This is a genomic window from Actinopolymorpha alba DSM 45243 (assembly GCF_000373925.1).
In the GTDB taxonomy this organism is placed as follows: Bacteria; Actinomycetota; Actinomycetes; order Propionibacteriales; family Actinopolymorphaceae; genus Actinopolymorpha; species Actinopolymorpha alba.
Genome location: NZ_KB892746.1, coordinates 115195 through 127737, shown reverse-complemented (window position 1 = coordinate 127737; position 12543 = coordinate 115195). Strand labels below are relative to the sequence as shown.

Genomic DNA, 12543 nt, shown 5'->3' with positions numbered 1-12543 from the left:
TCATGATCACGAACATGATCACGAAAGCGGCCTGAATCTTCCTCGGAGCTGGCCCACGCGCGGGGAAGCAGGTGCGCATGGTCGTTGTAACGGACCAGCCGTGCCTTCATCTCACCCGTCCCGGGTAGCGGTCGTCGACGACCCATTCCGTGATGGCGGTGGCAGTGCACTCGGGGAAGGCGTACAACCCATGAAACGGCAGGCTGAGGAACGCCCACAGGCAGGCGCGCAAGGGAATCGTGTGCGTGACGATTACGAGCGTTCCGCCCGCAGTGGCGATCACCGCTTCGATGAAAGCCCGTGCGGCGCGTTCGATCGCGACCCGTACAGATTCACCACCGGCGGACTTCGGCGCGTATGGAGACCAGGCAGCCAACCGTTCACGCGCCCCGGTCGCCAGCCATTCGTCGACCGAGATTCCGTCGCTCTCCCCACGTGCGGTTCGCAGAACCCACAGTCGCTCTCGACAGGCAATCCTCCCAACGCGCTGGAAATGATCTCCGCGGTTTCGATCCCCCGTCGCGCGTTACTGGTCAACAGACGCGACGCACCAACGAACTCGCCCGTGGCTGCGAGCCGCTCCCGCAACCGCTCCGCCTGCTGGCGTCCATCATCGGACAGGCCGAGATCGTCATGATCGACCAGGCGTGGTGGCACATCCTTGGCATCCGATGCATTGCGGACAAGGATGAGGCGGGTGGCTGCCAACGTCCGAATCTCTGCCATTTCCGCATTCTCCCGCAGCCCGGCAGCGCCCGATCTCACTACTGGATGTGAATGCGGATCAGGTCCCGTCCACGGATCGTGAACACATCGCCGGTTTCCTCATCGACCGCGAGTTGCGGCTCGTTGTACCACTCCGCGGCGAGCCCCGACATCACCGGCGTCATGCTCGCGTCAGGATCCACGCGCAGCAAGGCATCCGTGGTGATCGCGTACACCGCACCGGCGCGAATCCCAAGGTAGCCGGGACGCCCAGCCGGGATCCGAGCCGACGCGACGACCGTGCGGGAACGCGGGTCCACGATGGCAAGGACACCTTGCGCGGTGACGGCGTACAGCAGACCGTCATGGTGGATGAGGCTGGCGTACGCGGTCGCGCCCGGCACGGCGGCCCACGTCCAGGCGACCTTGCGCGTCGCGAGGTCGAACCCCACCAGCCGCGCCTCGGTGGCGACCGGCGGCGCACCGTCGACACTGGTTTCGGTGCCGAGGTACGCCATGGCCTGATGGCTCGTGACCGCACCGATCGCCTGGTCGGCGACAAGGTCGTCGTAGCGTTCGATCCGTCCGGTCTCGGGGTCGACGATCGCGAGCGCACCACCGGTCCGGCCGTACTCGTTGCGGGTGCCGATCAGCAGCAGGTGATCCCGTGACACCCGATGCATCGCCCGCGGCCGGTTGGACTCCCCGCCAACGGCGCCGAGGTTGGTCACCACGCCGGCCTTGTGGTCGTACGCCTCGACGAACGCACCCGGATAGACCGCCATGAACGTACGCCCGCGCACCGGCGCCATCGTCTTCGGCTCGCCGTCGACCGGAGCCCGCCGGCTGGTGCGCCGCTCCAGGTCGTGCACCTGGAGCCCGAAGTTGCCGCCGACGAGCACGCGTTCGGCGTCCACGCTGGACAGTGACTGGGGTGGTTCGGGACCGGTTCGCAAGCCGACCTCAGCCAGGTCAACGGTCGTCACGCCGCCATCGGCGAGGGTCCACCACAGCCCAGCACCGGCTGCTCCATGCACCACACCGTCCCGGACGAAGACACCGCGCGTCTCCTGCCCGGCGACAGGGACCGCCAGCTTGGTCAGCTCGCCCGTGTCGAGTTGGCAGGAGTAGAGCGCGCCGCTGGGCCGGGCGGTGAAGTACGCCGTCGTACCGGAGATGGCGATCGCGTCGACGGTCCGTTCGCCGGTGGCGACGACGACCGCGCGAGACGGGTCACGGCGGTCGATGATGGCCAGGTAGCCGTTTGGTTCGGTGCCCGCGACGACGTAGTCGCCGGCCACCACCAGGTCATAGACGAACGACTCGCCGTGCAACGCGGCCGGCAGGATCTCGGTGCGGGCGCCGGTCGCCGGGTTGATCGTCACGAGCCGCGCGGACGTGCCGGTGCCGGCGTACACCGTGCCGCCGTCATCCACGGCGACGCAGCGCACGTACCGCAGACCCGCCACCGCCTGGCCGAGATCGCGCACGCCGCGGGTGGCGGGGTCGATCTCGTAGACCTTGCCGCGAGGGTAGGTGCCCGCGTAGATCAGCCCGGCCGGCGAGGCGGCCAGGTCGAACGCGAACTCCTCGGTGCCCAGCCGGGCGACCTGCTCGACCTGTCCTGTGGCCCGGTCCAGCCGGTGGATGTCAGCGACCGAGTACATGCCGGCGTAGACCGCTCCGCGCACCACGACCGCGCCCCAGCCACCGAGACCGGTCGGCAGGTTGTAGTTGTTGACGACCCGCCCGCTGAGCAGGTCGTACTCCGCGAGCGTCGCGGGTTCGAGCCCGCGCGTGACCACGAAGGCGCTGTCTCCCGCGAGCGCCGCGCCGACGATCGGAGCCCCCAGGACGGCCGGACCGAGGTTGGTAACGGTCACCCCTGGGGTCTCGTTGGCGTGGGCGGTGTGTGGTACGGCCGCCGCGACCATGCCCGCGCCAGCGGCGGCGAGCAGGCTCCGCCGTGACGCCATTCGTTCCGGTGTCGCCATCAGCTGGCCTCCAGTCCGATGCGGATCAGGTTTCGCCCGCGCAGCACATACAGCGCCGAGCCGTCAGGAGCCGCGGCGATCATGGCGCCGCTGTAGCTGTCTGTACGCAGGTTGTCGACCACCGTCGTGGTCGCGAGAGTCGACCGGTTGAGCTTGAAGACCTGCCTGGTGTCGACTCCGTAGATGGTGTCGCCGACCAGCACCAGCGCACTGGGGCCGCTCGCCACCTGGCGTGTCCGGACGACCGTGCGGCGCGAAGGGTCGTACTCGAACATCAACCCGGTCTCGGTCACGCCGTAGATGCGGTCGCCCGTGGCGATGAGGTCGACGATCTCCTTGGCCCCGGGGACGGGAACCGTCTCGTACCGCACCTTCCGACTGGCCAGGTCGAACACTGCCAGCTTCGCCTCGGTCTCCCGTGGCGTGGTGCCCAGGCCGTTGTAGACGCTGCCGCCGAGGTACGCGGTGCCCTGCTTGATCGCGACCGAGCGGACCGACTGGTCGTGGATGATGTCGCGGTAGACCGCCAGGTCGCCGCTGGCCGGTCGGTAGAGGCCGAGGGCGCCACCGAAGAGCCCGTACTCCGGCTGCGTCCCGACGGCCAGCAGCTTGTCGCTTGGTGAGTACGCCGCGTCCAACGGCCGGGTCTGATCGTTGCCGAGCGTGGTGACCCGGACGGGATCGCCACCGCCCGGCGGCATCCGGAACAGATACGCCAGTGTGTAGACCGAGAGCCACAGCTGGCCGTGCGCCGGGGTCATCACCTTCGCCTCGCCCGGCAGGAACCGCCGCTGGGACGTGCCCGACGCGAGATCGTGCACCTGGACGCCGGCCTTGCCGCTGACGTACACGCGAGGTCCGTCGCTGGCGATCGCCATCGCCAGTTCGGGTGCCGGCGGCATCCCCGCCTGGGTGATGTCGACGCCGGAGAACTCCCCCGTGTCGAGGTCGTAGGTGAGCACGTTGCTCGTCAGGATGCCGCGCAACTTCCTGCCCTCGAGGAAGATCCGGCCGAAGTACGCACCGTCGTACGGCACCAGCAGCTTGGTGAGCGTCGCGGTGTCCCGGTCGTACTTGTAGAGCGTGCCCGACGGCCGGGTGCCGAAGTAGACGTCGTTCTTCGCCGCGTCGATGGTGATGGCGGTGATATAGGAATCGTTCGGCGCCTGGACCACCTCGTAGCGGGTCGGGTCGGCGGTGTCGATCAACAGCATCGTTCCGGTCGCGGAGAGCCCTGCCGCGAGGAGGCCGTCCTCGAGGGCGAGCGTGGCGACGAACGTACGGTGGGCGAACTCCGGTGGCAGGATCTCCTTCTTCGCCCCTGTGGCCCGGTCGATCGCGATGAGATGAGCGTGCGCCCCAACGCCGGCGTAGATCGTGGTGTCGTCGACGGCGATGCTGCGGACGTACTGTTCGCCCGGCACCGCGGAGCCGTAGTTGCGTCTGGCGCCAGTGGCGGGGTCGTACTCGAAGACCAGGCCACGCGGATAGGTGCCGCCGTAGACCTTCCCGTCCGGCGAGCTGTCCAGGGCCCAGATGAAGTTGTCCGGCAGCGCGTCGCTGACCTTGGTGACCGACGTACTGGTCGTGTCCACCTTGTAGAGGTCGCCGGGTGCGTACGTACCGACGTAGAGGTCCGTCCCGACCGCCGTCGTCGCCCACGCGCCCTCCCCGGTGGGCAGGGTGTAGCGCTGGGTGACCCGCTCCTGGCCGGGGTCGTACGCCCCGACGACGGTCGGGCTCACGCCGCCGGTATTGACGAAGATCTTGTCCCCGATCGCCTCTGAGCCATTGAGGGACGTGACCGACGACGCGGGACCGAGGTCGGTGACCGTCGCTGACGGCTCCGGGTCCGCCGCGTACGCCGGAAGGGCGAGGAGAAGGCTGAGGGTGGCGAGGGCTGCGGTCGCGGTGATCGCTGTGCCTGGCATGGGTGGGGCTCCCTGCGAACGCGGAAACGGACGCGGACGGCCTTTCGGTCCGGACTGTAATTCCGGATCACCGTTTTGACCAGACCTCAGGTAAGAACTCGCGATTGGTGAGCTCTCCGACAGTCGGTGATTACTTTCGCGATTCCGAACGCGAGGTCACGACGTCTCCGCTCCTTCCTTCCCTGCATTCGCGGCGAAGGGGGAGAGTAGGCGTAGGGGAACAGATGCGAGGGAGGAGATCGTGAGGCTCTCGACAAGCAGGGGCAACCGGAAACAACACGCGCACGAGCGGTCGTCGGAAAGGCGCACGAGGCTGCAGCAGAAGGCGACGCACGCGGCACACGTGGCCCAGCAGAGGACGACGGACGCCGCCCACGCGGTCCAGCAGAAGGCGCCGCAGGTAGGAAAAACGGTCGGTGCGAAGGCCCCGGATCAGCTCCGTAAGACGGGTACGCGGCTGCGCAAGGCCGGCTCGCGGGCGCTGACGGCGGCGCGCGCCCATCCACGCCCGATGCTCGCGGTGGGCGGTTTCCTCGCCGCGCTTGGGATCTTCGTACGTCGCCGGTTGGTCAGGCGGGCACGCGCCTGAGGTTACCGACGGCGGCCTCCGGCGGCGGCCGGATTAGGCGGGTTCGTACCATGGCCAAGGACGGCCGACCCGACGATCTTTCGCTGAAATCTCGGCGCCAGCTGTCGAATTCGCGCCAGCCGTCCGACATGGGGGTGTAGGGCGACAATCGCCAAGCTGATTTGGAGACATCCCCATGGCCCAGTACGCGATCCTGATCTTCGCGAACGCCTCCCACGACCACGCGGCCCTGAGTCCGGAGGACCGCGCCGCGCACGACCGGCACGGTGAGGCCGTGGAGAAGTTCGGCGGCACCATGCTGACGGCGTTCGCGCTGCAACCCGCCGCCACGGCCACCTCGATCCGTGGCGACGTGGTGACCGACGGTCCCTTCATCGACGCGAAGGAAGTCGTCGCCGGCTTCTACGTGATCGAGGCACCCGACCTGGACGCGGCAATGGAGATCGCCCGCCGCAACCCCGCCACCCAGCAGGGCGGCGGCGTGGAGGTACGTCCCGTCGACAGCGGCTTCGTCGGGGTGCCGCCCACCGCGGGATGACGGACCCCTCGGACGTCCGGACGGCCGTCGCGGACGCGCACCGTCGTGGCTGGGCCCTCGCGCTCGCCGCGACGGCGCGCGTCGCGCGGGACCTCGACCTCGCCGAAGAATGTGTCCAGGAGGCGTACGCCGCGGCGCTGGTGTCGTGGGTCCGCGACGGCATCCCGAAAACCCCGGTGGCCTGGCTCACCACCATCGCGAAGCGCCGGGCCATGGATGCGGTACGGCGTGAGCAGGTGTTCCGGTCCAAGCTGCCGTTGCTGGTGGAGTCGGAGGCGATGGAACCAGAGGAGTTCGCGCCAGAGGAGTTCGCGGCGAACGAGATGGCGGGCGAACCGGCCCCGCACCAACCTGCCGCGGGCGAACCAGCCGCAGGCGAACCAGCCCTGGGCGAGCCGGGCGACGACGTCGTACCTGACGAGCGGCTCCGGCTGATCTTCCTGTGCTGCCATCCGGCTTTGGCCCAGGACGCCCAGATGGCGCTCACGCTGAGGCTGGTCTGCGGGGTCTCGACCAGGGACATCGCCCGGACGTTCCTGCTGTCGGAGCCGACGATGGCCGCCCGGATGACCCGGGCGAAGAAGAAGATCACGGCCGCCCGGATCCCCTACCGGGTGCCGGGCGCCGCGGAACTCCCGGATCGGCTGAGCGCGGTGCTCGGGGTGATCCATCTGCTGTTCACGACCGGACACACCGCGCCGTCGGGCGCCGCGCTCGTGCGCTCCGACCTGGTGGACCAGGCGCTCCACCTGGCCCGGATGCTGCGGGAGCTGATGCCCGACGAGCGGGAGGTCTGGGGACTCCTCGCCTTGCTGCTGGTCACTGACGCCCGGCGAGCCACCCGGGTCGATACGCAGGGCCGGCTGCTGCGGCTGGAGGAGCAGGACCGCTCGCGATGGGACCGGGCGGCGATCGCCGAGGCGCACGACCTGATCGTGGACGGCCTGCGCGGCGGGCGTCCCGGACGCTACGTCCTGCAGGCGGCGATCGCGTCGCTGTACGCGGAGGCGCCGGCGTACGAGCAGACGGACTGGCCACAGATCCTGACCTTGTACGACGAACTCCTGAGGATCTGGCCCTCCCCCGTGGTCGCGTTGAACCGCACGGTGGCGATGGCGCGGGTCCACGGACCGATGCGGGCGTTGGCCGAGGTCGAGGAGCTGGAGCGGGCGGGCCAGCTCGCGGGGTACCACTACCTCCCCGCCGTCAAGGCAGACCTGCTGAGGCGACTCGGCCGTACCAACGATGCCGCGCTCGCCTACCGCCAAGCCCTGGAGTTGGCGCAGAACGACGCCGAGCGGGACTTCCTGGCCGCGCGGCTCGCCGAACGCCTCGCCGGGCCCGATCACCCGTAGGGACGCGTACCAAGATCCTTTGGGTCCGATGTCGAATCCGGCCCGGCGCCGATCGTCAGGTGAAGAGAAACTTGTGACGGGTGTCCGGCAAGAGCCCGAGGAATCGAGGCCACAGTGAAGTACGTGTTGATGTTCGTGGAGACCGAGGAGTTCGCCGAGAGGTTCCGCACGATGAGCCCCGCCGAGCGGGGGCAGGCGTTCGCGCGGGTCGACAGGTGGCTCGCGGAGTACGCCGACAAGATCGGGAACGGCGCCAAGCTGGCATCACCGGAGACCGCGACGACGGTACGTCTGGACGGCGCGGAGCCCATCATCACTGACGGGCCCTTCGTGGAGGGCAAGGAGATCGTCAGCGGTTTCCTCGAGATCGAGGTAGCCGATCTGGACGAGGCACTGCGGATGGTCCGGGACTGGCCCGGGTGCCCGATCGTCGAGATCCGTCCGCCCGAGGCGATGGAACGCTGAGCGCTTCGGTGAGCGGCGTACCGCAGGCCGAGCTGGCCCGAGTGTTGCGTGAGCACGCGGGCCAGCTGGCGGCGTCGCTGGTCCCGTTGATCGGTGACTTCGGTACCGCTGAAGATCTCGTCCAGGATGCGGTCGTCGCCGCGCTGGAGCGGTGGCCGCTCGACGGTATCCCGGAACGCCCCGACGCCTGGCTGTTCACTGTTGCCCGCCGGCGTGGCCTGGACGTGCTCCGGCGCGAAGGTAACTATCGCCGCAAGCTCGCGCAGCTTCAGTGGCCCGTCCCGGCCGAGCCCGACCACCGCCTCCAGCTCGTCTTCACCTGCTGCCACCCGGCCCTCAGCCGCCCGGCACAGGTGGCGCTCACCCTGCGGATCGTGTGCGGGCTGACGACCGCCCAGATCGCGCGCGCGTTTCTGGTGCCGGAGACCACGATCGCGCAGCGGATCACCCGCGCCAAACGCAAGATCGCCGCGGCCGGAATTCCGTACCGCGTTCCCGCCGACGACGAACTCGCACCCCGGCTGGCCGAGGTCCTCACGGTGATCTACCTCGTCTTCAACGAGGGCTACCTGTCCACCGCGGACCAGGCACACTCCAAGGACCTGTCCGACGACGCCGAATGGCTCGCGAGCCTCCTGCACACGCTGATGCCCGCCGAGCCGGAGGTCGGCGGGCTGCTCGCGCTGATCCGCCTCCATCGCGCCCGCGCGGCCGCCCGCTTCGACTCCGACGGCGGGTTGGTGCCGCTGGAGGCACAGGACCGGTCGCTGTGGGACCAGGACGCCGTCGACGCCGCTATCCACATCCTGACCCGGGCCGCGAGGCACCACCGTCCGGGGCCGTACCAACTCCAGGCGGCGATTGTCGCCTGTCACGCCGAAGCACGGCGATGGGAAGACACCGACTGGCCGCAGATCCGCGTGTTGTACGACCTGCTGCTCCTGCTCTCGCCCTCTCCGGTCATCCGGCTTAACCGGGCGATCGCGACTCGCTACACCTCCGGCCCGCAAGCCGCCCTTGCCGAACTCGACGAGCTTGCTGGCAGTTTGGAGGCGTACCCGATCTTTCACGCGACCAAGGCGGAGCTTCTCCGCGATCTTGGGCGTACCGGCGAGGCCGCGACCGCTGATCAGCGCGCCCTCAGCCTCACCCAGAACCCCGCCCAGCAAGCACTTCTGGGCCAACGCCTCGACCTCTTCACGTAAGAGGTCGCGCTTGACGACCTCTAAGCATCACGGTCCGGAAATCGCGCGGTATGCGACGTCGGGATAGGTCCCGCTCATCCACATAACCGTGGCGCGTCCAGTCGGGCCGATATCGACCTGGTGAAAACGGCCGCTGAGCGTCTTGGTTGATCCAAACGATCCAGTACGGGAGATGGTCCGGGTGCCGACCTGATCGGTAGAGCCTGGTATGTCGAACGTAACGAGTCCATCGCCGTCATCATCGAGCGCAAGCTGAGGATGATCGTAGAGGCCCAGGCGGGTGATGGCACCCAGTGCGCCGTCGCGATTGACCATCCGACCAACCATCTCGAGCTGATTCGAGCTGTTCCCGCGGGTCCAGACGAGCATCGAATCGCCTTCCAGATCCGTCGCGAGCGCATGGAACATCCCGAGCCTGTCCGTTGGCGCGGAGGCCACGAACGGCGCGGACAACGACCCCGACCTGCTCCACCGGGAGATCCAGAGTCCCGGTTGCTCCTCACCATTGGAGGCGAAGCTGATGACCGCGTCGCCATCTTGGTCGACACCAACATGCACCCATCCGAATCCACCGACGGAAGAAATGGGCGCGATCAGCACCTGCGCGGATGACACGTATCCAGGGCTGATCCGCCTGGCAAGCACTCTGCTCTGATTATCTGTCCATGCGACGACAGCCGTCCCTGTGCGGGAGATGTCCGCGGCGGGCATTTCGCTGCCCTCACCGAGGGCGAGAACAGGGCCCACGAGCCCATCCGGGTAGAAGTGTCGAGCCAGCACGACCCGCTCCTCAATGCGGAACTCGGTCCACACCACCAGGGCAACTCCTGACGGTGAAACGACCACGACTGGATTGTCTGCCACGGCGTTGGGAATCAAGGAAGAGATGAGTCGGATGGGTCCGACCTCGCCCGACGCCGATACTCGGCGACCCACAATTCGTCCCTCCTGTCTCCACACCACGGCGGAGTCGCCATCGTCGTCGGAGGCCGCCTGGGGCGCCGTCGACAACGGTCCCAGAGCTGACAGGGTCTTAATTGAGCCAGCCGACCCACTCGCCGGTTTCATTCTCATTTGGACCTGGTCCGAGCCGAGGGTCTGACGGTTATCAGCCATCCAGACGAAGATGGCGTCGCCCTGACGGTCGACGGCCATATCGCGAGGGTTTGACGGATCCCAACCCGAAGCCGACACCTGCCATGACGTACTCCAGGCAGCGTTGGCGGGCGCGCTCAGGTTGACCAGGAGGACGCACGCCAAGGCGAACACCAACGCCATCAGCCTGCGGCGTCCTTTCACGACCGTTCCACCCCGACCACTGAATCCGTTCAGCGACAGCACCTTGACGTGGCGAGTACGCATACCTGGAGTGCGCACGAGTCTCCTATCCGACCGTCAGCTTGAGTGTGGTCGAGTTACCAGCGAGATGGTCAACGTCTCCCGCCCGGTAGACGCGAAGGCTGTAGGTCCCCTTGGACGTCGGCGTGTAGCTGAAGCTGTACGTACTCGAACTGGACAATGTCGCCTGCTTCAGTGTGTGCCACGCACCCGAGTAGTAGCGCTGGAGTTGTACCGGCTGGCCGGCGTGGCTGGGCGCCACGGAGCCGGTCACCGTTACGGTCTGTCCGAGGGTGATCGAAGTCCTGCTGAGCGCGGCGGTGACCTTCTGACCGATATGTATTCGGACCGTTTTACTCTCGACCTCGGTGTATCCGGGAGCGGCTGCGGCTAGCAACCGATAATCGCCACTCGTCGAGGGTTTCGGCGACGCCGTGATGCCGCCGAATGCTGACGTCGTGTGCGTACTCACCGTCGACCACGTGGTCGTACCCAGTGGTCGCACCTGCAGCCGAACTGACCGCTTCGACAGTGGGGTGCCGTCCCAGTACGAGAGTTCCCCACCGAAGTAGGCGGTTGCTCCATAGGTCAATGTGGTCACCCGAGCCGACAAGATCAGTGTCTGGTCCAACGAGCCTGGCAGGGTGACGACCCGTGCAGAACTCACGTTGCCGGTGCTGTCATACGTGAAGATGGCGAACGAATACGTTTCGTTCGAACGCAGACCCGAGACGTCGATACCGGTGCCCTCGCCGGCGTAGGCGAGATAGCCCGCAGTCGCGATTCCGGACCCCAGATTGTTCGCGGGCAAGTACCGCACGACTGTGCTGGCATAGTCGGTGTCGGTGGGATTGACCCACGAGAGGCGCGCCGATGTCGCACCGGTCCTGGTCGCTGCCGCACTCGTCACTCGGGCTGGGGGCGTGACATCTGCCCTGGCCCGGTAGCGCATGCGGCCCTGGAGCGACCCCTTCCCGTCACAGGTCTGTCGGAAGCTGACATCTATGCGATCGAGCGCGCCGGTTACCGGGGATATCCCTAGCTGCGTGACCGTGAAACTCCCATTGATCGTGGTGCAACCGGTACTTCTGGAGACATACATCGACGGGACCGCGTCGCCAGTCGGGTATTTCTGTGCGTTGTCGTACGTCCTGCCCTCCGCAAGGGCATCGTTCCGCGCAGGGGCGAAGGTCGTGTTCCACAGGTCGCCGTTCGCCGCGGTGACGCTGCCGCTTATACGGCTGGATGAACCCCTGTAGAGGAAGGCATCCCGCGGGGCAGTGTAGAGGTAGGTGCCGCCTCCGCCGATAGGATCGTCGGCGGTACTCGTGAATGACCACTCGGTGACACCTGGCAGGCCGTATCCATCGAGGGGCACCTGGAAGGTCCCGGCGCTCGTCGTAATCCGCAAGCGCGCGGTGCGCGGTCCCGCTACGCTCGGCGCGAATCTCACTGAGACCAGACAGGATTTGCCCACGTCGAGGGAAAGCCCAGAACACTCGTTGGAGTCGATCACGAAGTCCGTCGGATGGGCGCCATCGAGCGCGATGGTGGAAACCTGGGCCGCGGCGTTGCCACGTTGGCGGACCCGGAGCGGAACCGACTTGCCCAACTGGCCGCGATAGGTTTCGGGCCAGCGCACAGCATCCGACTCGACGTCCACGCTCCCCATCGACGCACCGAACCGGATCTCACCAAAGAGCGCTGGCTTTCCTTCCCCGCAGTGCTGCTCGTACAAAATCCACAGCCGAGTGATGATCGTACGATCGGCTGACCAGGCGATGTCGCGTACCTCGAAGTTACCGATCTCGTCACTGCAACCACGTCCGTCGCCAGAAATGCTGATACCTGGTCGGCCGGGATCCTGGAAGGGCCACGCCTGGGCGTCAGGATAGAAGCCCGGCGTCAAGTGTCCATAGTCCGCGGCCGCGAAGTCGAAGCCGTAACTCTGGTTATATGGCCCACCAGTGATCCATACCTTGGCCCCGTTGGTGCCCGTTGAGGATACCCGCAATGTGCCATTCGACTCGTCGTAGTGGCGGTCGACGCCGCGACCGAGGTACTCACCCTTCTCGGCGAACATGGTCACCGACCACGCATCAGTGATCGTGTTGGTCAAGGTCGAAGCCGCTCGCTCCCGGTCGCTACCGGAACGAGGCTCGGCGATCGCCGCCGTACCCCCGATCAGGATCAGGCACCCGAGCAGCAACGCGGTGATTCGACGACCGCCCGACAGAACCATCAAGGGGTTCCCCTCCCAGCGACGCACGACGTGAACGATGCGGGCATTGCAGAACGAACAACGCGGACACGATGCGATAGAGCGTGCTGGCCCCCCACGCACACCCCGACAGACCGGCACACGCTACCGACCCGCGCAAGACCTGACCCTTGCGAGATCGTCGACGTGCGGGGATTGCCGC

General features: G+C 67.2%; 9 protein-coding genes and 1 pseudogene. 5 read left to right on the top strand and 5 right to left on the bottom strand.

Going from position 1 to position 12543, the window contains the following annotated elements; translation table 11 throughout:
* Nucleotides 1-106: 106 nt before the first annotated feature.
* The 3 genes and pseudogenes from B141_RS47345 to B141_RS0112040 form a co-directional block, all read right to left on the bottom strand.
* A pseudogene (locus B141_RS47345) lies at nucleotides 107-726 on the bottom strand (histidine phosphatase family protein).
* A 38-nt stretch (nucleotides 727-764) separates the two neighbouring features.
* On the bottom strand, nucleotides 765-2681 hold the full coding sequence (locus B141_RS0112045) for a hypothetical protein (protein WP_237742682.1): 1917 nt from the start codon (nucleotides 2679-2681) through the stop codon (nucleotides 765-767).
* Nucleotides 2682-2698: 17 nt separating this feature from the next.
* Complete coding sequence (locus B141_RS0112040) at nucleotides 2699-4630, bottom strand: NHL repeat-containing protein (protein ID WP_020575418.1); 1932 nt, start codon at nucleotides 4628-4630, stop codon at nucleotides 2699-2701.
* A gap of 241 nt (nucleotides 4631-4871) precedes the next feature.
* On the opposite strand from B141_RS0112040, the gene B141_RS40260 reads away from it, so the two are divergent.
* From B141_RS40260 to B141_RS0112015, 5 genes are all read left to right on the top strand, one after another.
* On the top strand, nucleotides 4872-5219 hold the full coding sequence (locus tag B141_RS40260) for a hypothetical protein (protein ID WP_020575417.1): 348 nt from the start codon (nucleotides 4872-4874) through the stop codon (nucleotides 5217-5219).
* Between the two features lie 175 nt (nucleotides 5220-5394).
* Nucleotides 5395-5757, top strand: coding sequence for a YciI family protein (locus B141_RS0112030; protein WP_020575416.1), 363 nt, complete (start codon nucleotides 5395-5397; stop codon nucleotides 5755-5757).
* Nucleotides 5754-7112: an RNA polymerase sigma factor gene (locus tag B141_RS0112025; protein ID WP_020575415.1), complete on the top strand. Its 1359-nt coding sequence runs from the start codon at nucleotides 5754-5756 to the stop codon at nucleotides 7110-7112. Before B141_RS0112030 ends, B141_RS0112025 begins: the two co-directional genes overlap by 4 nt.
* A 114-nt stretch (nucleotides 7113-7226) precedes the next feature.
* Nucleotides 7227-7577 carry a YciI family protein gene (locus B141_RS0112020; protein WP_020575414.1) on the top strand — a complete coding sequence of 117 codons (351 nt, stop codon included), beginning with the start codon at nucleotides 7227-7229 and terminating at the stop codon, nucleotides 7575-7577.
* An 8-nt stretch (nucleotides 7578-7585) separates the two neighbouring features.
* Nucleotides 7586-8782: an RNA polymerase sigma factor gene (locus B141_RS0112015; protein WP_020575413.1), complete on the top strand. Its 1197-nt coding sequence runs from the start codon at nucleotides 7586-7588 to the stop codon at nucleotides 8780-8782.
* Between the two features lie 27 nt (nucleotides 8783-8809).
* Here B141_RS0112015 and B141_RS45535 read toward each other — a convergent pair whose 3' ends face one another.
* Together B141_RS45535 and B141_RS45530 are read right to left on the bottom strand one after the other, a co-directional pair.
* A complete protein-coding gene (locus B141_RS45535) occupies nucleotides 8810-10144 on the bottom strand; it encodes a hypothetical protein (RefSeq protein WP_020575412.1) in 1335 nt (444 codons plus the stop codon).
* A 22-nt stretch (nucleotides 10145-10166) separates the two neighbouring features.
* Nucleotides 10167-12389: a hypothetical protein gene (locus B141_RS45530; protein ID WP_157180963.1), complete on the bottom strand. Its 2223-nt coding sequence runs from the start codon at nucleotides 12387-12389 to the stop codon at nucleotides 10167-10169.
* Nucleotides 12390-12543 lie beyond the last annotated feature (154 nt).

Coding starts and splice junctions, on each gene's coding strand:
- B141_RS0112045 (WP_237742682.1), bottom strand. CDS start 2,681: ATGGCGTCACGGCGGAGCCTGCTCGCCGCCGCTGGCGCGGGCATGGTC.
- B141_RS0112040 (WP_020575418.1), bottom strand. CDS start 4,630: ATGCCAGGCACAGCGATCACCGCGACCGCAGCCCTCGCCACCCTCAGC.
- B141_RS0112030 (WP_020575416.1), top strand. CDS start 5,395: ATGGCCCAGTACGCGATCCTGATCTTCGCGAACGCCTCCCACGACCAC.
- B141_RS0112025 (WP_020575415.1), top strand. CDS start 5,754: ATGACGGACCCCTCGGACGTCCGGACGGCCGTCGCGGACGCGCACCGT.
- B141_RS45535 (WP_020575412.1), bottom strand. CDS start 10,144: ATGCGTACTCGCCACGTCAAGGTGCTGTCGCTGAACGGATTCAGTGGT.